Annotated in this window: 21 protein-coding genes and 4 tRNA genes; 17 read left to right on the forward strand and 8 right to left on the reverse strand. The window is 47.6% G+C overall.

All coding sequences use genetic code 11. From position 1 onward, the window contains the following. Nucleotides 1-9: 9 nt before the first annotated feature. Complete coding sequence (locus ACOQOZ_RS03540; protein ID WP_420590907.1) at nucleotides 10-1,023, reverse strand: glycosyltransferase family 4 protein; 1,014 nt, start codon at nucleotides 1,021-1,023, stop codon at nucleotides 10-12. 264 nt (nucleotides 1,024-1,287) lie between these two features. Between ACOQOZ_RS03540 and ACOQOZ_RS03545 the strand changes: the two genes are divergently transcribed. Next, complete coding sequence (locus tag ACOQOZ_RS03545; protein WP_420590908.1) at nucleotides 1,288-2,271, forward strand: NAD-dependent epimerase/dehydratase family protein; 984 nt, start codon at nucleotides 1,288-1,290, stop codon at nucleotides 2,269-2,271. A gap of 5 nt (nucleotides 2,272-2,276) precedes the next feature. On the opposite strand, the gene folD is transcribed toward ACOQOZ_RS03545, so the two are convergent. Further along, nucleotides 2,277-3,131 carry a bifunctional methylenetetrahydrofolate dehydrogenase/methenyltetrahydrofolate cyclohydrolase FolD gene (folD, locus tag ACOQOZ_RS03550; protein ID WP_420590909.1) on the reverse strand — a complete coding sequence of 285 codons (855 nt, stop codon included), beginning with the start codon at nucleotides 3,129-3,131 and terminating at the stop codon, nucleotides 2,277-2,279. Between the two features lie 218 nt (nucleotides 3,132-3,349). On the opposite strand from folD, the gene ACOQOZ_RS03555 reads away from it, so the two are divergent. The 10 genes from ACOQOZ_RS03555 to ACOQOZ_RS03600 all read left to right on the forward strand — a co-directional run bounded on the left by ACOQOZ_RS03555 (nucleotide 3,350) and on the right by ACOQOZ_RS03600 (nucleotide 12,152). Beyond that, nucleotides 3,350-3,426: transfer RNA gene (locus ACOQOZ_RS03555), tRNA-Pro, on the forward strand. Between the two features lie 29 nt (nucleotides 3,427-3,455). After that, nucleotides 3,456-3,532: transfer RNA gene (locus tag ACOQOZ_RS03560), tRNA-Arg, on the forward strand. A 30-nt stretch (nucleotides 3,533-3,562) separates the two neighbouring features. Continuing rightward, a tRNA-His gene (locus tag ACOQOZ_RS03565) sits at nucleotides 3,563-3,638 on the forward strand. 173 nt (nucleotides 3,639-3,811) lie between these two features. Further along, a complete protein-coding gene (tig, locus tag ACOQOZ_RS03570) occupies nucleotides 3,812-5,137 on the forward strand; it encodes a trigger factor (RefSeq protein ID WP_420590910.1) in 1,326 nt (441 codons plus the stop codon). A gap of 121 nt (nucleotides 5,138-5,258) precedes the next feature. Beyond that, on the forward strand, nucleotides 5,259-5,885 hold the full coding sequence (gene clpP, locus ACOQOZ_RS03575) for an ATP-dependent Clp endopeptidase proteolytic subunit ClpP (RefSeq protein WP_420590911.1): 627 nt from the start codon (nucleotides 5,259-5,261) through the stop codon (nucleotides 5,883-5,885). A gap of 82 nt (nucleotides 5,886-5,967) precedes the next feature. Further along, the gene (gene clpX / locus ACOQOZ_RS03580; RefSeq protein ID WP_420590912.1) at nucleotides 5,968-7,254 is read left to right on the forward strand and encodes an ATP-dependent Clp protease ATP-binding subunit ClpX; all 1,287 of its coding nucleotides are present in this window, start codon (nucleotides 5,968-5,970) and stop codon (nucleotides 7,252-7,254) included. Between the two features lie 123 nt (nucleotides 7,255-7,377). Further along, nucleotides 7,378-9,768: an endopeptidase La gene (gene lon / locus ACOQOZ_RS03585; RefSeq protein WP_420590913.1), complete on the forward strand. Its 2,391-nt coding sequence runs from the start codon at nucleotides 7,378-7,380 to the stop codon at nucleotides 9,766-9,768. A 94-nt stretch (nucleotides 9,769-9,862) separates the two neighbouring features. Continuing rightward, complete coding sequence (locus ACOQOZ_RS03590; protein WP_420592392.1) at nucleotides 9,863-10,162, forward strand: HU family DNA-binding protein; 300 nt, start codon at nucleotides 9,863-9,865, stop codon at nucleotides 10,160-10,162. A gap of 8 nt (nucleotides 10,163-10,170) precedes the next feature. Further along, nucleotides 10,171-10,247: transfer RNA gene (locus ACOQOZ_RS03595), tRNA-Asp, on the forward strand. Between the two features lie 69 nt (nucleotides 10,248-10,316). Beyond that, the gene (locus ACOQOZ_RS03600; RefSeq protein ID WP_420590914.1) at nucleotides 10,317-12,152 is read left to right on the forward strand and encodes a SurA N-terminal domain-containing protein; all 1,836 of its coding nucleotides are present in this window, start codon (nucleotides 10,317-10,319) and stop codon (nucleotides 12,150-12,152) included. Nucleotides 12,153-12,185: 33 nt separating this feature from the next. On the opposite strand, the gene ACOQOZ_RS03605 is transcribed toward ACOQOZ_RS03600, so the two are convergent. Genes ACOQOZ_RS03605 through ACOQOZ_RS03615 form a run of 3 tightly spaced genes read right to left on the reverse strand, consistent with a single transcriptional unit; the run spans nucleotide 12,186 to nucleotide 14,172 of the window. Beyond that, complete coding sequence (locus tag ACOQOZ_RS03605; RefSeq protein WP_420590915.1) at nucleotides 12,186-12,803, reverse strand: IMPACT family protein; 618 nt, start codon at nucleotides 12,801-12,803, stop codon at nucleotides 12,186-12,188. Then, entirely contained in the window at nucleotides 12,782-13,855 is a 1,074-nt protein-coding gene (locus ACOQOZ_RS03610; protein ID WP_420590916.1) for a class I SAM-dependent methyltransferase, read from the reverse strand. The genes ACOQOZ_RS03605 and ACOQOZ_RS03610 overlap by 22 nt, the downstream gene beginning before the upstream one ends. After that, complete coding sequence (locus ACOQOZ_RS03615) at nucleotides 13,855-14,172, reverse strand: hypothetical protein (protein WP_420590917.1); 318 nt, start codon at nucleotides 14,170-14,172, stop codon at nucleotides 13,855-13,857. Before ACOQOZ_RS03615 ends, ACOQOZ_RS03610 begins: the two co-directional genes overlap by 1 nt. A 175-nt stretch (nucleotides 14,173-14,347) precedes the next feature. On the opposite strand from ACOQOZ_RS03615, the gene ACOQOZ_RS03620 reads away from it, so the two are divergent. Then, nucleotides 14,348-15,280 carry a DUF4062 domain-containing protein gene (locus tag ACOQOZ_RS03620; RefSeq protein ID WP_420590918.1) on the forward strand — a complete coding sequence of 311 codons (933 nt, stop codon included), beginning with the start codon at nucleotides 14,348-14,350 and terminating at the stop codon, nucleotides 15,278-15,280. 6 nt (nucleotides 15,281-15,286) lie between these two features. On the opposite strand, the gene ACOQOZ_RS03625 is transcribed toward ACOQOZ_RS03620, so the two are convergent. Next, a complete protein-coding gene (locus ACOQOZ_RS03625) occupies nucleotides 15,287-15,622 on the reverse strand; it encodes an ArsR/SmtB family transcription factor (protein ID WP_420590919.1) in 336 nt (111 codons plus the stop codon). Between the two features lie 92 nt (nucleotides 15,623-15,714). After that, nucleotides 15,715-16,800, reverse strand: coding sequence for an endonuclease/exonuclease/phosphatase family protein (locus ACOQOZ_RS03630; protein WP_420590920.1), 1,086 nt, complete (start codon nucleotides 16,798-16,800; stop codon nucleotides 15,715-15,717). 95 nt (nucleotides 16,801-16,895) lie between these two features. On the opposite strand from ACOQOZ_RS03630, the gene ACOQOZ_RS03635 reads away from it, so the two are divergent. The 3 genes from ACOQOZ_RS03635 (at nucleotide 16,896) to sthA (ending at nucleotide 19,638) form a co-directional block, all read left to right on the forward strand. Then, a complete protein-coding gene (locus ACOQOZ_RS03635; RefSeq protein ID WP_420590921.1) occupies nucleotides 16,896-17,936 on the forward strand; it encodes an FAD:protein FMN transferase in 1,041 nt (346 codons plus the stop codon). A 5-nt stretch (nucleotides 17,937-17,941) separates the two neighbouring features. After that, complete coding sequence (gene nqrM / locus ACOQOZ_RS03640; RefSeq protein ID WP_420590922.1) at nucleotides 17,942-18,175, forward strand: (Na+)-NQR maturation NqrM; 234 nt, start codon at nucleotides 17,942-17,944, stop codon at nucleotides 18,173-18,175. Nucleotides 18,176-18,246: 71 nt separating this feature from the next. Further along, on the forward strand, nucleotides 18,247-19,638 hold the full coding sequence (gene sthA / locus ACOQOZ_RS03645; RefSeq protein ID WP_420590923.1) for a Si-specific NAD(P)(+) transhydrogenase: 1,392 nt from the start codon (nucleotides 18,247-18,249) through the stop codon (nucleotides 19,636-19,638). Nucleotides 19,639-19,721: 83 nt separating this feature from the next. On the opposite strand, the gene ACOQOZ_RS03650 is transcribed toward sthA, so the two are convergent. After that, nucleotides 19,722-20,036 carry an SCP2 sterol-binding domain-containing protein gene (locus tag ACOQOZ_RS03650; RefSeq protein WP_420590924.1) on the reverse strand — a complete coding sequence of 105 codons (315 nt, stop codon included), beginning with the start codon at nucleotides 20,034-20,036 and terminating at the stop codon, nucleotides 19,722-19,724. A 267-nt stretch (nucleotides 20,037-20,303) separates the two neighbouring features. On the opposite strand from ACOQOZ_RS03650, the gene sohB reads away from it, so the two are divergent. Together sohB and ACOQOZ_RS03660 are read left to right on the forward strand one after the other, a co-directional pair. Continuing rightward, entirely contained in the window at nucleotides 20,304-21,371 is a 1,068-nt protein-coding gene (gene sohB / locus ACOQOZ_RS03655; RefSeq protein WP_420590925.1) for a protease SohB, read from the forward strand. A gap of 24 nt (nucleotides 21,372-21,395) precedes the next feature. After that, nucleotides 21,396-22,388, forward strand: a complete 993-nt coding sequence (locus tag ACOQOZ_RS03660; RefSeq protein WP_420590926.1) for a YhdH/YhfP family quinone oxidoreductase — start codon at nucleotides 21,396-21,398, stop codon at nucleotides 22,386-22,388. Nucleotides 22,389-22,419: the final 31 nt, after the last annotated feature.

Here is a 22,419-nt window from a genome sequence, read left to right on the forward strand (position 1 = left end):
AAAACAAACTCAGCTTATTTCTTCAGCGTAATAGCTCGCTGCGTTGCGATAGATTTCAATTACTGATGGCAGGCATGCCCTCAGGCTATAGTTATTATAAATAAAGTCTCTGGCTTTGTTGGCGTCGGCTAAATATTCCTCATTGTTTTTATGCATCCAAAAGTCGATTTTTCTTCTGAAATCATCAGTTTTACTCAGCTCAATCGTATTGCCTACGCCGGCAGCTTTTATAAGTTTTGGTAAGTCTCCAGCTTTGCTCGAAACTACCGGAATGCCATGACTCAATGCTTCGATTGCTGCCAGTGGTAAGCCTTCGTGGCGCGAAGGAATTACCAATAAGCGTATTTTTTGCCAGTGGTTTTTCATGTCAACAGTGCCGTACATTCTTATATTCGGGTTGTCCTGCTTTAGCTGCATTCGCATATCCCCATCGCCATACATGGCAAAGGAGTAAGGAAGACTCTTCGCGATTTCCGTAAAAATATCTGGACCTTTCTCGCTGGAGAAGCGCCCAACAAATGCAACCTGGTACCGACCGTTGTGATTTTCTTCTACTTTTGGGAAATCAACAAAGTTGGGGATTAATGTCTTTTCTCCCGGAACTTTATTCAGAATTTTTTCGCTCACACAGATATTTTGGCTGGCGAAGGACGTTAGGCGATCGATGAGGTTATAAATAAAAATCCGACCTTTTCCTGGGTCGCCATTATGGTGAGTAGAGACGACCGGCAGCCGATGGACATAACACAAGAGTCTTCCAATGATGCCCGCTTTGTATCCATGAGTATGGAGTAGTGGTCGTTCATTTTTGAGGTAATGACTGAGTCTGGTTACTGACCCTTTAAGGTCAACCACATTGACCGAGCCTTTGAGTTGTTGAAGCAAGGGATGCTGATCCTCGTAGCGATTGTAAAATACGAGGTCAAAAGGAATATTGCAGGCAAGGAGTCCTCTGCTCAATTGCGCTACATGAGTTTCTATGCCACCTGCATTTCGGCTGTCCAAAAATATTGCTATTTTCATGGTTTGACCTTTCCTCTTGCCTATGCTCAATCTCATTGCGAAAACTGTGCCGTTAGTAAGTTGCTTGGAGGTGCTACGGATAATGCGGTTTATGAGTGTTGCAGCTTTGCAATGTGCAAATAAATTAAGAAAAAGTGCATCACGATTTTTAATATGCAAACAATCGTGGTGGCCAGTGCAGGATTTAACGACGTTTTACACCATAAAGATTGGCCGGTTAATTGCTGAAACAGAGACTTAGCATAAAACGAAGGCTTCGATGTTATGGCTAAAATACTGGTTACAGGTTCGGCTGGGTATGTTGCAGGCTGGCTGATTCCTCAGCTACTCAGAATGGGGCATCATGTTATTGGTTATGATTGCCTTAAGTGTCCGGATCACTTAATAAATCTGGTTGGTGTTGAATGGCATCAGGGGTTTTTAAGCGATCGAACGCTTCTGGAAAGGGTATTCAGTACTGCGCGGCCGGATATTTGTATTCACCTGGCAAAGCCCGCGGCAGAAATGCTCGAATCATATACTCCTGAGGAGCGCCATCGTGAAATACAGGGGCGTGACCTCAGTGTGCGGGTATTGCACACTTGTCTGGCCGATCAGTTAAATATTTTTGAAACCGCTATCCGGTTTGGCAATATCCCGGTTTTGTTTGCTTCCTCTGATTCCGTATACGGGCCTAACAGTTCAACCAGTGTGCTGGAAAATGCACAGCTCCAGCCTATTAGCATGAAAGGCTTGTTTAACTTCTTTACTGAGCAATACGGTCGTTTTTACGCATTGCGTTACGGTGCCAGCATTACGGCAATGCGCTTCTTTAATGTCTATGGCTATTGGCTGGAAGGCTGGCGCGGTGATGTGATCAGTCGCTTTTGTCAGGCTGCTCTGACGAACCAAAAGCTGGATGTTTATGGTGATGGTAGTCAAATGAGGGATTTTATTTATATAGAAGACGCTGTTGCTGCAATTATTGCGATGACATCTTCGGTGAAGCCTGGTTTTAGTGCTGTAAATATCTCTACCGGGGTTGGCACAACTCTGAATGAGTTGGTGAGGTTGGTGGGCTTGTTAACAGCTACTGCGTTTGATGTCGTAAATCACCCATTTCGCCCGGGAGATCTGAGCTGCGCTGTTGGCAATAATCAGAGATTGGAGGCTCTTGAAGGTGGTGTTGTGAGTACGGAGCTTGCAGAAGGTTTGCGACGCACCATGAATGCCGCCGGGGTTATCACGATGCGTCGTAGTCAGGCGTAGCGATGCTAGTCTCGTAAGGTTTCGCAGCTTAATAAGGTGTTCTCCAGCAACTTGGCGCGGGTCATTGGGCCTACGCCTCCAGGTACAGGTGTGATAAAGCTTGCTCTTTCCGCGGCAGTATCGAAGTCCACGTCGCCTATCAGTTTGCCGCTATCTAGGCGATTGATGCCCACGTCGATTACCACCGCGCCAGGTTTAATCCATTCGCCTTTAACGATTCCAGGCTTGCCTACAGCAACCACCACAATGTCAGCCTGGCTAACATGGTGTTCGAGGTCGCGGGTGAAGCGGTGGCAGGTAGTGACCGTACAGCCTTTGATTAACAGCTCCAGCCCCATTGGGCGGCCTACGATATTGGATGCGCCAACGATGACAGCGTGTTGGCCGCGAACAGGCTCGCCGGTGCTGTCGAGCAAATCTACGATGCCAGCGGGCGTGCATGGGCGAAGCAGGGGGATTCTTTGGGCCAGTCGACCAACATTAAATGGGTGGAAACCATCAACATCTTTGGTTGGTGCGATGCGTTCTAGAACTTCAGATGCTTCCAGTCCTTCCGGCAGCGGAAGCTGCACCAGAATGCCATCTACTTCATTGTCATCGTTCAGTTGATCAATCAGGGTGAGCAACTCTTCCTGAGTGGTGGTTTCCGGCAAATCATAAGCCTTAGATAGAATGCCGACTTGTTGGCAGTCTTTGCGCTTATGAGAGACGTAAACCTCTGATGCTGGGTCGTTGCCGACGAGTACTACCGCGAGCCCCGGGGCTCTGAGGCCTTCTTTAATACGCTGATCCACACGGGCTTTTACAGACTCACGAATAGCAGCAGCTGCTGCCTTGCCGTCGATTAACTGAGCGGACATAGATGGAGATATCCTGTGACAAATTTTAAGAGCGCGGGATTTTCTCACGTGCGCCTTACAAAACAAAGATGCACTCGCACTTATATTGCAGGAAACACCGCAAATACGGGGAAGCGATTGTTTTTATTAATTTTTTTTGAAAAAGGTGTTGACGGGCAGGGGGGCGATCTATACTATGCGCAGCCACTCAAGGGGTGAACGCCTTTTGAGAGGTAGATCGGGGTATAGCGCAGTCTGGTAGCGCGCCTGCTTTGGGAGCAGGATGTCGGGAGTTCGAATCTCTCTACCCCGACCACTTGATAGTAGGACTTATTAAGTGGCCATGCGCCCGTAGCTCAACTGGATAGAGCATCGGCCTTCTAAGCCGAGGGTTGCAGGTTCAAGCCCTGCCGGGCGTGCCAATTTAATTGGTGCCTCGTCAGTACAATGTGGTGGCCGTAGCTCAGTTGGTAGAGTCCAGGATTGTGATTCCTGTTGTCGCGGGTTCGATCCCCGTCGGCCACCCCACTTCTTCCTCCCTCCTTATTTTTATTTACTCCTTGTTTTAACATCCTGTCATTCGTGACTAATCTTCTGTTTTCTTCCTTGTAGGCGTTGCGCTATAATCCGCGACCTTCTGAATTTGTTGATGCTCAATTGTTTTGTGGCATCGTTTGTAAATTGTTGATTGAGAGGCATCTATGCAAGTGTCCATTGAGACCACCACAGGTCTGGAACAAGTAATGACCGCTGGTGTTCCGGCTGCTGAGGTTGAAGCGCAAGTAGTAAATGAATTGAAGCGCATTTCACAAAGCCAAAAAAACAACCCGGGTCCGGGTTTCCGTAAAGGCAAGCCTCTGCCTCCTAAAGTTGCTAAGCAGAAATTCGGTAAGCAAGCTCGCGCAGAGGCGGTTTACCAGCAAATGCAGCAGTCTTTCTTTAAGGCTGTTCAGGAAAAAGAGATCAAGCTGGCTGGCATGCCTAAGTTTGAACTGGTTGTTGATGAAGAAGGCAAAGACCTGGAATTCAAAGCGACCTTCGAAGTGTACCCAGAAGTTAATCTGGCTGACTTCGCTTCTATTGAAGTGGAGCAACAGTCTGCTGAAGTAAAAGATGCAGATCTGGAAACTATGGTTGAGACCCTGCGTAAGCAGCAAGCACAGTGGAATGCTTCTGAAGAAGCTGCTGCTGATGGCGATCAGGTCAATATTGATTTCGAAGGCTTCATCGATGGCGAAGCATTTGAAGGCGGCTCTGCCGAAGGTTATGGCCTGACACTGGGTTCCAACTCTATGATTCCTGGTTTCGAGTCTGGTCTTGAGGGCTCAAAAGCCGGCGATGAAAAAACACTGGAAGTTGCTTTCCCAGAGGACTACCACAAAGAAGAGCTGAAAGGTAAGCCTGCTCAGTTCAAAGTTAAGGTTAATGAAGTTAAAAAGCCTGAGCTGCCTGAGCTGAATGAAGAGTTCTATAAAGCGTTTGGCGTTGAGACCTCTGATGAGACTGAGTTTCGCGCAGAGATCCGCAAGAATATGGATCGCGAACTGGCCCGCGCCATTCGCACCTTAACCAAGCAGCAGGTTGTGACCGGTCTGGTAGAAGCCAATGAAGTTGAAGTACCTTCTTCACTGGTTGATCAGGAGATCGATCGCCTGCGCCAGCAAGCTGTTCAGCAGTTTGGTGGTGGCCAGGGTATGGATGCAAGCATGCTTCCGGCAGAACTGTTCAAAGAACAGGCTGAAAAGCGCGTAGTAATCGGCCTGCTGATGAACGCTGCCATTGAGGCCAATGAGCTGACTCCTTCTGATGAGAAGGTTGAAGAGCTGATTGAAGAAGTGGCAGCAACTTATCAGGATCCGGATCAGGTGCGCGAATACTACAGCAGCAACCCAGAGCAGCGCTCTCAGGTTGAGGCAATGGCTCTGGAAGAGCAGGTAGTTGAAAAAGTTCTGGCGAGTGCAAAAGTTAGCCAAACTGAGACAACTTACGAAGAAATTATTCGTGCAGCGAACCAGCCAGCTCAATAAGTTGTCTGTAATAACTGACATTTAGCCAATCAATGGCTAAACTTCTAGACAGCCGTTATCCATTGGATGCGGCTGTTTTTGTTAAAAAAGAATACTCACAGATCAGGGAGTGCAGAGTCGAATGATTGACTCCATTAAGCAGCAGTCAGAAATTATCCAGGCCAGCGGCCTGGTTCCTATGGTGGTAGAGCAGTCCGCTCGCGGAGAGCGTTCTTATGACATCTATTCTCGACTCCTGAAGGAGCGGGTAATTTTTCTTGTCGGACCAGTAGAAGATCACATGGCCAATCTGGTTGTCGCTCAATTACTGTTCCTGGAATCTGAGAATCCCGACAAAGATATTCATCTGTACATTAATTCCCCGGGCGGTTCAGTAACTGCTGGCATGTCTATCTATGACACTATGCAGTTCATCAAGCCAGATGTGAGCACTATGGTTATTGGCCAAGCTTGCAGTATGGGGGCATTCCTGTTGGCTGCTGGCGCACCTGGCAAGCGCTTTAGCGTTCCTAATTCTCGCGTTATGATTCACCAGCCTAGTGGTGGTGCTCAGGGCCAGGCGACTGACATTCAGATTCAGGCGCAGAATATTCAGAATACCAAAGAGCAACTCAATCGAATTTTAGCGTCTCATACTGGTCAGAGTTACGAGACAATTGCAGCGGATACAGAGCGTGACAACTTTATGGATGCTCAGACTGCAATGGAATATGGCCTGATTGACAAGGTGCTTGAGAAGCGCGGCTAACAAAGGAATACTTTGTTGGCTTGAAATATAAAGCAAAAAGATACATCTTTTTGAAAGTAGATTTAGAGAACGAGGCAGTCGAATGACCGACGATACAAAAGGCAAGGGCGATGATAATGGCAAGTTGCTGTATTGCTCTTTTTGCGGCAAAAGTCAGCATGAAGTCAGAAAGCTGATCGCCGGGCCATCGGTATTCATCTGTGATGAGTGTGTCGACCTGTGTAACGACATTATTCGTGAAGAAGTACAGGAAGCCGAAAGTAAGAGCAGTAGCGATAGCCTGCCAACTCCGCAGGAAATCAAAACGACTCTCGATGAATATGTAATTGGCCAGGACAAAGCGAAAGTTGTTCTCGCAGTAGCGGTATACAATCACTACAAACGCCTTCAGTTTGGTGGTAGCAAGGGTGAAGTTGAGCTTTCTAAAAGCAACATCCTGCTTATCGGACCAACCGGTAGTGGTAAGACTTTACTGGCAGAAACACTTGCTCGCTTATTGAATGTTCCATTTACCATTGCAGACGCTACCACATTGACTGAAGCTGGCTATGTAGGTGAAGACGTTGAGAATATCATTCAGAAGCTGCTGCAGAAGTGTGATTATGATGTTGATAAGGCCCAGCGCGGCATAGTCTACATTGACGAAATTGATAAGATTTCTCGCAAATCAGATAACCCATCCATAACCCGTGACGTTTCCGGTGAAGGTGTTCAGCAGGCGCTGTTAAAACTGATTGAGGGCACCGTGGCTTCTGTTCCTCCGCAGGGTGGCAGAAAACATCCTCAGCAGGAGTTCTTGCAGGTTGATACCTCTAACATCCTGTTTATTTGTGGTGGCGCATTCGCTGGTCTTGATCAGATTATCCGTGACCGCTCGGAAAAGAGCAGTATTGGTTTCTCTGCAACCGTAAAAGGCAAAGAAGACGAGAAAGCCGTCGGCGATGTGCTGCGTGATATCGAATCGGGCGATCTGGTTAAGTATGGTTTGATTCCTGAATTTATCGGGCGTTTGCCAATGGTTGCGACACTGGATGAGCTTGATCGCGACGCTCTTGTTCGCATTCTGACCGAGCCTAAGAACTCTCTTATTCGTCAGTACGAAAAGCTGTTCGAAATGGAGTCGGTTGAACTTGAATTCCGCGACACCGCTCTCGAAGCTGTTGCAGAGTTGGCTATGGAGCGTAAAACCGGCGCTCGTGGTCTTCGTTCTATTATGGAGGGTGCACTGCTTGAAACCATGTATCGCATTCCGTCCGAAGAGCATGTGGCTAAAGTAGTCGTTGAAGAGTCAGTGATTACATCTGATTCTGAGCCACTGGTGATCTATGAAAGCAATGATGTGGGCAAAGTCTCTCCTGATGACGACTAATCACTGATCAATTGCTAAACAACAAAAGGAGCTTCGGCTCCTTTTGTTGTTTTTAGCCTTGTATTTATAGCTGCCAATCCCCACTATCAAATTAAGTATCGATAAAAGTAGAGTCAGATATCTATGTCCACTGAAATATTGCCATTACTACCATTGCGCGATGTTGTTGTTTTCCCGGCAATGGTTATTCCTTTGTTTGTGGGTCGTGAAAAGTCAATCAATGCGCTCGAAGAGGCGATGGCGTCAGACAAGCGCATCATGCTGGTTGCCCAGACCGACGCATCAGATGACGAGCCTGGCATTGAAGATATGCACTCAGTTGGCACTATCGCAACCATCTTGCAGTTACTAAAGCTTCCTGACGGCACGGTTAAAGTGCTTGTTGAAGGGGAGTCTCGCGCAATCATGAAATCTTTGATTGATGAGGAAGAGCTCTTCCGCGGAGAAATTACAGAAGAACAGGGGGTCGACCTTCCTGAACGAGAAAATGAAGTATTAGTTCGTTCTCTGACGGGCAACTTTGAGCAGTATGTCCAACTTTCAAAGAAAGTACCTGGGGAGGTCCTTTCTACCATTTCGGGTATTGAAGATGCCAGCCGCCTGGCGGATACCATTGCTGCCCATATCTCCCTTAAGTTAGATGAAAAACAAAACGTCCTGGAAATGACCGACGTCAAGCTTCGCGTTGAGCATCTGATGGAGTTAATGGAATCTGAAATTGATTTGCTTAAGGTCGAAAAACGCATTCGCGGCCGTGTTAAAAAGCAAATGGAGAAGAGTCAGCGCGAGTACTACTTGAATGAGCAAATGAAAGCCATTCAAAAAGAGCTTGGCGAAAGTGAAGATGGCTCCAATGAGTTCGACGAACTGAACCAAAAGATCGAGCAATCTGGAATGACCAAGGAGGCACGTGAAAAAGCCGATTCAGAAATGAAGAAGCTGCGCATGATGTCTCCAATGTCTGCAGAGGCTTCCGTGGTAAGGGGCTACCTCGACTGGTTGGTTAATCTGCCGTGGAAAAAACGCAGTCGCGTCAGCCATGATCTGGCTAAAGCTGAAGAGATCCTCAATGCCGACCACTACGGTCTTGAGGAAGTGAAGGAGCGCATCCTCGAATATCTCGCAGTTCAGAATCGCGTTAAAAAAGTACGCGGAGCAGTCTTGTGTCTGGTTGGGCCTCCGGGGGTTGGTAAAACCTCGCTGGGTAAGTCCATTGCCAGGGCGACGAATCGTAAATTTATCCGGATGGCCTTAGGTGGCGTTCGTGACGAAGCGGAAATTCGCGGCCACAGAAGAACATATATCGGTTCTATGCCGGGCAAGCTTGTTCAGAAAATGTCGAAGGTAGGCGTAAAGAACCCGCTATTCCTGTTTGATGAGATCGATAAAATGGGCATGGATCATCGCGGTGATCCGGCTTCTGCGCTACTGGAAGTGTTAGATCCAGAGCAAAACAGTGCTTTCGCCGACCATTACCTGGAAGTTGATTACGACCTTTCTGATGTGATGTTTGTTTGTACTTCCAATAGTATGGACATGCCTGGACCATTGCTTGATCGCATGGAAGTTATCCGTATTCCAGGGTACACCGAAGACGAAAAAGTAAATATCGCTAAGCGTTATTTGCTGCCTAAGCAGATCAAGCAGAACGGCTTGAAAGAAAATGAATTGTCACTGAGTGATGAGCGACTTAAAGACATTATCCGTCACTACACGCGAGAGGCGGGTGTGCGGGGGCTTGAGCGTGAAATCGCCAAGCTGTGTCGTCGTGTAGTTAAGGCAAATATTCTTGAGTCCAACCAGAAAACACGTGACATCAGTGAAGAGCTGTTGCAGGAATATCTAGGTGTTCACAAGTTCCGATACGGCCTGGCAGGCGCTCAAAACGAAGTTGGCCAGGTTACGGGCCTGGCCTGGACTTCCGTTGGCGGTGAGCTGCTAACACTTGAATCTGCTGCAACACCTGGCAAAGGGCGCATCGTAAAAACAGGCTCTCTGGGCGATGTAATGCAGGAATCCATTCAAGCGGCCCTGACCGTCGTGCGTAGTCGTTCTGCGGGTATGGGGATTGCTCAGGACTACTTTGAAAAACATGATCTCCATGTTCATGTACCTGAAGGTGCAACTCCAAAGGATGGTCCGAGTGCGGGCATTGGTATGGCTACTGCACTGGTATCTGTAATGACTGGCATCCCTGTGCGTGCTGATGTCGCTATGACTGGTGAAATCACGCTTCGCGGTAAGGTCTTGGCAATTGGTGGCTTAAAAGAGAAGCTGCTGGCGGCGCACCGTGGTGGTATAAAAACCGTGGTGATACCTAAAGAAAATGAAAAAGACCTGCGCGACATTCCGGAAAATATTAAAGCAGACCTGAATGTTGTTGCAGTCGACTGGATTGATGAAGTGCTGGATCTCGCTCTTGAAGAGAAACCGGATGGCGCATTAGCGGACATTTCTGCGTCAGATGATGCCGCACAGTCTTCAGAAGAAAAAACAAGGCCAAGTACCCACTAAGGTTGCTTGACGGTATAAGGGCTTGTTGGTATAAATCACGGCTCTTAATAATTTTTTGATTAGCGATCACCCAGTCGCATAACAAGAATTGACAATTGCGCACAGAGTAAGGGGATTAAGTGTGAACAAGTCTGAATTGATCGACGCTATTGCAGCATCCGCCGACATTCCAAAGGCCGCCGCTGGCCGTGCATTAGACGCCATGATCGATAGTATCGGTGGTGCTCTAAAGGAAGGTGATCAGGTGGCTCTCGTTGGTTTTGGTACTTTCCAGGTTAAAGAGCGTGCAGCCCGTACTGGCCGTAACCCTCAAACTGGCGAGCCAATTGAAATCAAAGCCGCTAAGGTTCCAAGCTTCAAGCCTGGCAAGGCATTGAAAGACGCGGTTAACTAAAGAAATTCGGACCGGTAGTTCAGTTGGTTAGAATACCGGCCTGTCACGCCGGGGGTCGCGGGTTCGAGTCCCGTCCGGTCCGCCAAATTAAAAGCGCATCGACTGATGCGCTTTTTTTGTGACAAAGAGCCTAAAAAAATAATTGGGAGTAAGCATGTTACAAACGATGCGCGATAATGCTCAGGGTATAGTCGCTAAGATAATCGTATTTTTTATTATCGCTGTATTTGCACTTTGGGGCGTTGAAAGCATCGTTACCCTGGGTGGCGGAGAAGAGGCGAAAGCTTCCGTTGGTGGTAACGATATTAATGAAGTTGAAATTGTTCGATTAGTTGAGCAGCAAAAAAATAATCTGCGTAATCAATTTGGTGATCAGTATAACGAAGACCTGTTCAATGAAGGCTTCTTACGTAAATCTGCACTGGAGCAACTAATTAATCAAAAAGTAGCGCTTGTTCAGGCGGATAAGCTTGGCCTGCACGCTTCAACGTCGGCCATCGATGCCCAAATCGTATCGATGCCTGCGTTTCAGCTGGATGGAAAATTCAGCAAAGAACAGTTCCAGAATATTTTACGCATGAACGGATGGTCGCCACTTAGCTTCCGAAATGAGTTGGCGGGTGACATCAAAGTTAACCAAGCTCGTGCAGCTTTTGTTTTAAGTTCTGTCGAAACTCCTTTTTCTGTTCAGCTCGAAGAAGCTTTGGATAATGAAAAGCGTAGTTTCAAATTTGTTGAGTTAAACAGCGCATCTCTGGAAAAGGATATCGAAGTTTCTGACGAAGAAATTCAGAACTTCTATGGCGAGAACAAGAGCCGCTTCATGACCGATGAGAATGTAAGCATCGATTATGTTCTGCTCGAGCGCTCTGCACTGGCTGCCAAGCAAGAAGTCAGCGATGAAGATATTGAGTTGCTATATCAGGACTACGTTGCCAAAGAGAAAGAACTTGAGCAGCGCGACTCCAGTCACATCCTAATCGAAATTTCCGATGAGGTTAGCGAAGAAGACGCTGAGAAATTAGCAAACGACATCAAGCAACGTCTGGATAACGGCGAAGATTTTGCCGAGCTTGCATCACAGCTCTCTGATGATATCGGCACGAAAGCACAGGGCGGCAAACTTGGCCTGAATACCCGCGGCGCATTCGTGGAAGAGTTTGAGAATGCTCTGTACAGCCTCAATACCGGTGAGATTTCAGGTCCGGTAAAAACAGAATTCGGTTACCACATTATCAAACTGAATGACGTTGCTGCGGCTGACGTTAAACCTCTGGATGAAATGAAAGAACAACTGGCAACGGACGTTCGCAATGAAAAAGCAGAAGTTGAGTTTGCTGAGCTACAGCAAGAGCTGTCAAATATTGCTTTCTCAGCGGGTTCCGTTGAGGAAGTTGCAGATGCTCTAAGCCTGGATAAGCAGTCTACCGGGTTATTCTCAAGAAATTATGGCGATGGCATTGCTTCAAATAATGAGATTCGCACCGCAGCTTTCCAGGATAATATCCTTCTGGATCGTGAGATCAGTGGCGTAATTGAAACAGCCGCCGGCGCGTTGGTATTTGCAATTAATGAGCACAAGCCTTCAAAACTCAAAACACTGGATCTTGTTAAGTCGGGTATTGTTGCTGAACTTACTTCGACCAAGGCAAAAGAAGTTGCCAAAGATAAAGCTGAAGCCATCAAAGATGGTGATGCGGCGGATGTGCAGTGGATTCAGATTGAGACTAACTTTAATCAGTCTTCAGATGCGCCGCGTTCAGTGCAGCAAAAAGCGTTTGAAATTGCCGAGGGTCAATCAGCCGTTGTAAGCACGCCAGGTGGTTATTCTGTTGTTATGGTCGAAGGAGTCGACAAAAAAGATTGGCAGAGTATGCAAACCAGCGAAACCTTGATAGAGCAGGGTCGCACCCAGCAAAGCCGTGCTGATATGGTGAGTTATCAAGTATGGGCTAAAGAGAATGTTGAAATAAAACGTTCCGGAAGCTAAAAAATAAAAACGGCCACGACTAAGTGGCCGTTTTTATTTCAGCTTGCAGTTAAATCCCTTCGCCAAAAAAATCCTGGAAACCTCTTTTGCCTCGTCCTTTGGCACCCCCGTGGAAATAGTGATGCCTGCTGTTTTGTATTCAACCGTCAGATTGATTGCGTTGTGCTCATCAAGCAATCTGCGCAGAATTCCTTCCTCACTGAAATCGGCAATTAATTCCAGTTGTTGCATATCGACGACGGCGGTATAGCAATCCTCATTCAGTGAAGATATGGCCTCAGATGCAGCATGGCTATATGCGCGCTGCAACCCGCCCGTACCAAGCTTAGTTCCGCCGAAATAACGAGTAATTAACACCGCACAATTAACCAGATTGTGGTGGCGCATGGTTTTCAGAATTGGCATGCCGGCTGTCCCAGAAGGCTCGCCATCATCGGAAAAACCCTCTGATATTACAGAGTCTTTGCGAATTCTGAACGCGGAACATACGTGGCTTGCTTTTGGGTGGCTTTTTTTCAGGGAGCTGATGCGATCCTTTATTGCCTGCTCATTATCAACCGGAAGCAGTTCAGTTATAAATCGACTGCGCTTCTCTTCAAAAAGAATTTCGGTAGTTTCAGATGGTTGAATTAACTGGCTGCTTTCTGACATAGATAGACATTAAATTTCGAATCGCGGCCGCGTATTTCTACTTTGGGAAATAGACGACGCAGCATTTTTTCATAAGGAAGGTGGCGATTGGCAACGACCAGTAAGCGACCGCCACTTTTTAATTTACTGGCAGAGTGCTTAAACATCGTCGCGGCGATATTGGTAAGTTCTTTGTGGCCGTCATGATAAGGAGGGTTGCAGACCACCCAATCCAAAACATCTCCGACTTCATCCAAAGCGTTGCTGTGCACCGTCCTGATATCGAGATTGTTAGCTTCTGCGTTATCGGCGGCAGATCGAACAGCAACCATTGAGTCATCGCAAGCAATCAACTGAGCGTCAGGGCACTGCCGCTTTATCACCAGGCTTAACAAACCATTACCACAGCCAATATCTGCAACAGTACCACCTGTTATTATTTCTAGGTGTGGCAGTAATGACTGGCTGCCGATATCGAGCTTATTGCGAGAGAAAACACCGGGAAGGGCACTGAGACTGAGTCCCTGAAATTGGTAACCCTGAGGCTTGGTTTTGCAGTTCACCGGATTTGTTAATTTCAGCAGCCTGGCTTTCTTTTCTATTCGATATTGCTCATAGCTGTCACTATTGGCTTCTAGCCACTGCAGCCATGCAACTGGTATATGTTTTGCCATCCCAGCCAGCCAGATCTCGCCACCTTCAATCAACCGTTGTGAGCAGATGGACAGCCAGAATTTAAGCTGTTCGAGATTCTTAGGGATTTTAATCACGGCCTGCTGGATGTCGGCTGGAATAGCATCCTCATGAGTAACAATCTGGCAGCGTCCATTCGATGTGTTGAATGAGCGATTTCTCTCAATTGCCCGGATAGCACAGGCACTGTCTACCAGGTTGTAGTGATCTTCAAACAGGCAGGAAAGCGCACCATGACGATCGTTTATTACCAGTGTTGCTTTGCTCAGAGGGGCTGTACGAAAGATAAATTCATCACCAGAATCCCATGGTTTGGCGACATGCTCAGGAACTTCAGGGAAGCATGAGAGCTGCAGGCCAGCGTCTTTCCACAGCATCATCAATAAATATCTTTAAAGTCTTTCGATTCCAGCTGATCGAGCAAGCCACGGTCTTTGACCGTCTTTTCTTTAGGTGTCGCTTTTTCTGGTTTAGGTGTTTCAGCGATTTTCTGAGCTTTTTGCTGCTCATTGACCGCCTGCTTCTTGGCTTCCGGGTTCTCGGCCAGGAATTTCTCATAAGCAGAGGTCTGCTTTCTGCCTTTGATACGCTTAGACGACTGGCGGTCGTTACCGGCTTCTCGTTTCAGTTTCGAGATGCTGCCTGTCTTTACTTTGTGGATGCGGCTCAGAGAGCGCGTCTTTTTTTTGCGGGTCATGATGTCTGTTTGCCAACATTAAAGCCCGATTTTATCTCATCAGCGCTGAAATGTAATTGTTTTACATTCTGAGCCCTGTTTCGGTTTGTTCTGAGTGTGCCAGCGCTGTTATAGTTAACCGAACAGCAACAAGTTAAAGCAGCAGGTACGCTGCGATGAAGGATTTCGTACAACAATGCCAGAACAAAAACACTACCTGGTTTATCTCGCCTCAACAGCAGAAGGAATGGAGCTGGAGCGTTACGAAGTTGAACGAATGCTGGCCCGCCACAACATGGTCAATATTGGCTTTGCTTACCGCCCGGAAGCCAGCGCCTACGATTGGAACCTGGTTAGAGCTCAAATAGAGAAAGCTGATCTTTTTGTTTTGTTGCTGGGTGACTCATATGGCCCCATGGCACCCACGGGCATCAGCTTTTTACACCGCGAGTTTGTCCATGCTCAGACGCTGGGTAAGCCAATAGTTTCCTTCATAAAAAACACCCTGCCAGAAAAGAATCTATCCGAAGAGCAAAGGCGTCTAAGCGGCTTTCACAGAGTTGTAACGCAGCAATCCAGCTACCGTTTGTGGCACTTGCGGGATGAACTGTTGTCCCACATTAAGAATACACTGGCCAATCAAAAGCTTGAGGGAGGGTGGCTACCACAACCTTCTTCAGTTGCTCCCAAGGCAGAATCAAACCCAAAGCCGTCATCACAGACGTCGGTCGCCCCCGCCAGCAACCTGTCAGCAAAGCAGCGTCTGGCCAGGGCAAAACAGGTTGTCAGCTTACAAATTGCGGCGAAGGTATACGAGGCTGGAAATCTGACGCGAGAGGAGGTCTTTCTTCCTGTTCGTTTAGATCAATTACTTCAAGGTGTGCTGCACTTGTTGCGCAATGGCGCCAGTGAGGACCGCCTCCGGTCGCAGCTGGAGTCAGTTATTTCGAAGAAGGTTTCCAATCAACTTCTTAAACGTCACCCACAAGCCCACGCAGTAGATGATGTGCGCATCAGTCGCGGACAATTTCAACAGATATTGAAGAGTTGGCAAAGTTTAGGGCTGGTAAACGGGCGGGGAGAGCCAGGCCGCTCAGTTTGGACAGTTGCTGAAGCGGCTGGCGCATAAAGAGATCTAGCTATTCAGGCTACCGAGCAAGTTCTGTTTCTGTTCCCATTCGGTCTTCATGCTGTCGCATACGGTATTGCATACATCGAAAATAAACGGCGCGCTGATACTGAAGAATGCCATATTGCCGTCCTGGCGGCGCTTCACCATGCCATGACTGCGCAAGGTCGATAAGTGCTTTGACACATTCGGCTGAGATGCGCCGGTGGCTTGTACTAACTCAGTGACTGATTTTTCACTTTCCTGCAGCTGATGCAATATTTTTAAGCGCATTGGATCTGCCAGCAGGCGGAAACGCTGTGCGATCAATTCCAGCATTTCATCAGACATAACTTCTTGCATATATATTCTCCACGTCTATCAAAAAGATTCTACGTGATAATCGTTTGCAACCCAATATTAATTTAGCAGATGCTTAATTGGTTATATGTGAATCATTCTCTATTGATTTTATAGTCAGAAATAACAGGGTAGTGGTCCGATAAATATAGATATTTACCGTAGTTCAGAACACGTTGTGCAGAAGGCTTGATTTGGGCGCTATTCAGCAGAAAATCGATGCTTCGATCAGGCTCTCTAATTGCTGGGTTGTTCGGCCAATGGGTAGCCCATTTTCGTACGTTACCGCTGACCTGCTTAGGCGATGGAAAGATAGACCAGTTCAACAGTGGCTTTAGATCTGTTTCCTCGGCATAAAGGTATTGCTGCGAGTGATCCAGCGTTGCGCGCTGCTGCGGCAAAAGCAAGTTTAAATCCCCACCGACAACCCAGGAAAGGCGTTGGTTATCCTTCTCTACAAGCAACTTTTGAAGCGCACCTACCTGTCGAGCCATTGTGTTACTGCCTTGGGCGAACGCGTCAAAATGGGTGTTAATGATCGAAATCGTACCGTTGGATGTCTGAACTTCGGTGTCGAGTATGGCCCGCTTTAAATAGAATTGTGATGTTAGCCAATCCATTGGGGGTTGCGGGAGGCGCAATCGTTCAGCATTTACAATTTTGTATTTCGACAAGGTGACCAGCTTCATGCCAACAGCACCCATTATTTTCGGGTGGGGTACAAAATCGGCCAGCCAATAGAACGTTTCGCTGCGACAAGGGTATTTATCCTTTTCCAATTCTGCCAGCAACTGCTCCGCCTGGTCGGAAAAATCGGTAGCGGCTGCTCCGTCATGTATTTCCTGTAGCAAGACAAAATCAGCGTCTTGCTCCTCCAGCATTGTTGCACTGGCTTTGATTGTGGCGGCAAGATCAGTGGCTGATGGCCTGAGGTGCGGCCCTTTATTGTTGGGCAGGTCAAAATAAAAGACGTAGTTTTTGCCGGCAAAAAATTGAGCATTCAGAGTCAATACTCTGAAACTTCTATTGTCGTTAAGAGGCGGTGCCCCGGTGCAGGTTATCCTGGCATTTTCTACCGCCTTCGGGTGATAGGTTGACGCATACACCCAGATAACAAATGCCAGCACCAGTACAAAAAGTGCACTTAAGAAAAAGCCGATACCACGTTTGAGATAGTTCATATTAAGCAGATAGAACGCATTGTTGTGTTAGCCGCATAAAACCACATGCCCATTGTTATCACCTTAGTTTATAATCGCCCGGTTTCGGAGGGTGTATGATTTATCGAGTATTGCTGTTAATTGCCGTTTCTTTATTTGTTGCTGGGTGCATGCCTGAAAAAGAGAAGCGTCAGGTTTACAAAATTTCCGGCAATACAATGGGCACGACTTACAATATCAGCTGGGTCGATAGTAGCGATCGATCTTTTGAGTTGAAGAATCGTGTTGATCATCGCTTGCGAGAGATCAATGCTGCGATGTCTACTTACATCAGCAATTCAGAGCTATCCCTGATTAATCAATCGGAGAACTCCAGCTTCACGATTTCTCCGGATCTTGCTGAGGTGCTGTCGATTTCTTTGTCGATCCATCAATCATCTGACGGTCTGTTTGATGTCACCGTCGGGCCTTTGGTGAACCTCTGGGGCTTTGGTCCTGATGCCAGTATAGATCGTCAACCTTCTGAGGCGCAGATAGAGCGCCAGCTTAAGCGAATTGGTGGTGATGCTTTAACGTTACAAGGGCTGGATTTGCACCGCTCAGAGTATCGATATATCGATCTGTCAGCCGTTGCTAAGGGTTGGGGGGTTGATGAGATTGCTGAATTGTATGAATCGCAAGGAGTTGATAGTTATCTGGTCGAAATTGGCGGGGAAATGCGCCTGTCCGGTAACAAACCATCAAACACTCCCTGGCGCATCGCAATAGAAAGACCTGCAGGTGATATGCAGCAAAGATCTCCTCAGCTTATTTTCTCGCCAGGAAGTAGAGCGGTGGCGACATCCGGGGATTATCGCAATTATTTTGAACAAGATGGTGTGCGCTATTCTCATACCATTGATGTAAAAAACGGCAAGCCAATTACCCACAAACTGGCCTCCGTTACAGTTGTGCATAAAAGCAGTGCCTATGCTGATGCCTGGGCAACTGCTCTGAATGTGGCAGGACCGGAAGCAGGCATGGAGTTGGCCGAGCAAAATGGCCTCGCGGCCTATATGATTGTCCGCGAAGAGAATGGATTCGAAGAATATTTCTCTAATCAGTTCAGAGAGTGGTTCCCGCAAGTGGTATCACAATCTGAAGAACAAGACAGGTAACGATAATGTCGACATTAGTAATCGTGTTTGGCGCCATGCTGGCGTTTGTAATTTTAATGGCCGTTGGCGTGCTTATGGGTCGCAAGCCTATTTCCGGTTCTTGTGGCGGCATGGCAGCCATTGGAATGGAAAGCGCCTGCGATGTATGCGGCGGTGACAAAAACAAGTGCGAAAAAGAAAGCAAGAAGGCTGCAGATGCATCGGACAATGCGGATTTTTATGATGCGACTAAACGCTAATCCTGCGGATTTGACATAATAGCCTACAATGACAGGTGTCTAACAAACAATAAGTGGATGGAGTTGCCAACATGACAGATTATCAATACGACGTGGTCATCATCGGTGCCGGCCCTGCAGGGGAAGGCGCAGCGATGAATGCGGCAAAAAATGGTAAAAAGGTCGCAGTCGTAGAAGATAAGAATATGGTCGGTGGTAACTGTACGCACTTGGGTACAATACCGTCCAAAGCACTGCGTCACGCGGTCAAACAGATTATTTCCTTTAATACCAATCCGATGTTCCGCGAGATTGGCGAGCCTCGCTGGTTCTCATTTCCGCGTGTTCTGAAAAGTGCGGAAAAGGTTATCGCTAAGCAGGTTAAACTGCGGACCGAGTTTTATGGCCGCAACCGCATCAGTGTCTACAATGGCACCGCACGCTTTGCTGATGCCAATACCATCGATGTTTATAACGGCGCAGCGTCAAACACGCGCCTGCACACCAAGGAAGTGGTTATCGCGACCGGCTCAAGTCCGTGGCGGCCAAACAACATCGACTTCTCCCATCCGCGCGTTTACGACTCAGATACTGTTCTGCAGCTGGAGCATACGCCGCGTACCATTATCATCTATGGCGCTGGTGTGATTGGTTGTGAGTACGCATCTATCTTCTCAGGCCTGGGCGTCAAGGTGGACTTGATCCACCCGGGTGACCGGCTTTTAAATTTCCTCGATGATGAGATCTCAGACGCACTGAGTTATCACCTGCGTGATAAGGGTGCCTTGATTCGCCACAACGAGCAATTCGATTCCCTTGAGATCAATGAGCGCTACGTCACCATGCGCATGGCATCTGGCAAAAAGGTTAAAGCCGATGCTTTCTTATGGGCGGCAGGTCGCTCAGGAAATACTCAGAATCTGGGGCTTGAGAATATTGGCCTGGAAACCAATTCCCGCGGTCAGCTGGAAATTGACAGCGAATACCGCACAGCCGTAGAAAACATTTACGCCGTTGGTGATGTGATCGGCTGGCCGGCATTGGCATCTGCAGCCTATGATCAGGGTCGTGCAGCCGCGGCGAAAATTTCCTCCCAGCCGGACTTCCGCTTTGTTGGCTCGGTGCCAACCGGTATTTATACCATTCCGGAAATCAGCTCAGTAGGAAAAACTGAAGCTCAGCTCACCGAAGAAAAAGTGCCTTATGAAGTAGGGCAAGCGTTCTTTAAAAACATTGCACGGGCGCAGATTACCGCCGAAGGCGTGGGCATGCTGAAGATTCTGTTCCATCGCGAAACACTGGAAATCCTGGGCATTCATTGCTTCGGTGACCAGGCAGCCGAGATCGTACATATTGGTCAGGCGATTATGGAACAGAAAGGCGAAGGTAATACGCTGAAGTATTTTGTGAATACGACCTTCAACTACCCAACCATGGCCGAAGCGTACCGCGTCGCTGCACTGAATGGATTGAACCGACTATAAGGTTGGTTTAGTCCTGATTTTCAGACATAAAAAAACCGCACGGCTTTAACAAGGAGTGCGGTTTTTTTTATGTGCTTAAACTATTAAGCCGGGAACAGTTCGCCCAGTTTAGTAGCCAGCATCATGTCACCTTCAACGCGCAGCTGACCAGACATGAAAGCTTGCATGCCGTCAGTTTCACCAGAAGCGATACCTGCGAAAGTATCAGTGTTCATGATCAGGGTAACGTTTGCATCGTCGTTTTCGCCAGCAGCTACAGAGCAAGCGCCGTCTTTAACGATCAGGTGATGAGTGTCACCGTCTTCAATGTTGAATTGGAAGATCAGGTCCAGGCCAGCAGCAGCGTCGGCGTTGAACTTGCTGTTCATGGTTTCAATGATTTCTGCAACAGATGCCATAACGGTTTCCTTTTTATTGCTTGAGTAAAACAGGTGCACAGCTGAGATGTTACGTATTCAGCATCCTGTTCTTGAAATTGTCGTTATCAGACGCTGGTCACTCTATGGTGCGCTGAGCTGGCTGTCAATCGAATTTCATACGATTGTTTGAATTTGTCTTTTCACGCCAGAAAGTATGATCTTTCCTGCCATTCACGCATTGGTTTGTTCGCCTGATGCTTTGGGTTATGCTTGCGCGCTTGTGCAATTTATTTTAAGGACGTGTTTGTGGAATTCCTGATTGAATACGGGGCTTTTCTGCTTAAAGCAATCACTATTGTTGTCGCCATTTTAATCGTTGTTGGCGGCATCATATCTCTGAGCGCCAAACAAAAAGGCACCAATGATGGTGATCTTGTGGTGAAGAAGCTGAATGAAGAGCTGGACGATCATAAAGAACAGCTGGAAGAAGTGTTGCTTGATAAAGAAGCATTAAAGCAGCAGGAAAAAGACAAAAAGAAGGAAGAGAAAGAAAAGGCCAAAGCAGCTAAAAAGTCTGCAAAAGAGAAGAAAGAAAACGACAACGAAGAGCAGCGCAAGCGTGTTTTTGTACTGGATTTTGATGGTGATATCAAAGCCAGTGACGTTGACTTAATGCGTCAAGAAATTACAGCCGTCTTAACTATGGCGACCAAGGATGATGAAATTGTGGTGACACTGGAAAGTGGTGGCGGCATGGTCCACAGCTATGGTCTGGCATCATCTCAGCTGGAGCGCATTCGCGCCAAAGGTATTCCTTTGACTGTTTGCGTTGATAAAGTCGCTGCCAGTGGTGGCTATATGATGGCCTGCCTGGCGGACAAAATCGTTGCAGCTCCGTTCGCTATTATTGGCTCTATTGGTGTAGTCGCTCAGTTACCTAATTTTAACCGTCTGCTGAAAAAGCACGACGTGGACTTCGAAATGTTCACAGCGGGAGAATATAAGCGCACCGTCACCATGTTTGGTCACAACTCTGCAAAGGCCAAGGATAAATTCCAGTCCGACCTGGAAGATACCCACGAACTGTTTAAGCAGCATGTAGGTCAGTACCGTAAAGATCTGAATGTTGAGTCTGTGGCCACAGGTGACATCTGGTACGGCCAGCAGGCATTAGAAAATGGTCTAATTGATGAAATCGGCACCAGTGATGACTATCTGGTATCAGCCTGTGACAACGCCGATGTTTACACCGTGCGTTATGAGTATAAAAAATCTCTGCAGGAAAAACTGGGCATTGCAGTTCAGGCGGGAGTCGAATCTGCGATGACAAAACTGCTTACTGCTGCAAACAATCGCATGCAAAGCAAAAGCTGATCAGAACAACACGAAGGGGCTTTTATGACATTTCTGGCGTATCGCGTAGAAGAAGCAGAGCAGGGGATGGTTGCGTCCTGGCAAGAGCAGGATGTTACCGATTTACCTGAAGGTGAAGTGTTGATCGATGTTGAGTATTCGTCGATTAATTACAAGGACGCTTTATCCGCCAGTGGCAATAAGGGAGTGACCCGAGAGTTTCCTCATACTCCAGGTATCGATGTTGCGGGAACCGTGGTCGAAAGTTCGGCAGAAGGTTTTTCAGCAGGAGATCCGGTCGTTGTTTTTGGTTATGACCTGGGAATGAATACCGCCGGTGGTTTTGCACAAAAAGTTCGTGTCCCGGCTGCCTGGGTACTTAAACGCCCGACTGATTTAAGCGCCGCACAAGCTATGTCGTGGGGCACAGCAGGTTTTACAGCAGCATTGAGCGTACAAAAACTGGAACGCAATGGCATCAACCCAGACTCAGGGCCGATTGTGGTAACCGGTGCGACTGGTGGTGTAGGTTCTGTTGCGGTTGCCATACTTGCCAAGCTTGGTTACGAGGTGCTGGCTGTTACCGGTAAGCCTGAACAGCAAGAGTTTCTCAAGTCGCTTGGGGCGAACGGCTTTTTAACCCGGGATGATATTTTAGCAACCAAAGGTAAAGCCATGGCCAAGCCTGTTTACCAGGCCGCTATCGATACTGTTGGCGGGGATCTGGTGTCTGGTTTAATTCCACAAATCAAACCAGAGGGTGCAGTAACAACTTGCGGCATGATCGCAGGCATTAAAGTAGAGGCATCTGTTTTTCCATTTATTCTGCGGGGTGTAAGCTTGCTGGGTGTTGATTCAGTTGAGATTCCACTGGCAGAGAAGCAAGCCGTGCTAAATAAAGCCGCTGCTGAATGGCAGCTGGATCAGCTCGAGTCGATGACAACCGAGCTCGGCCGCTCAAAGTTAGCCGATACCTTGGCTAAAGTATTGAATGGCCAGGGAGTAGGGCGTTATCGCCTGAATCTCCAGGCGGATTAATTCATCCGCCAGAAGAAGCCGGCTGCCGAAA

Source organism: Bacterioplanoides sp. (genome assembly GCF_965219715.1).
Taxonomy (GTDB): Bacteria; Pseudomonadota; Gammaproteobacteria; order Pseudomonadales; family Oceanobacteraceae; genus Bacterioplanoides.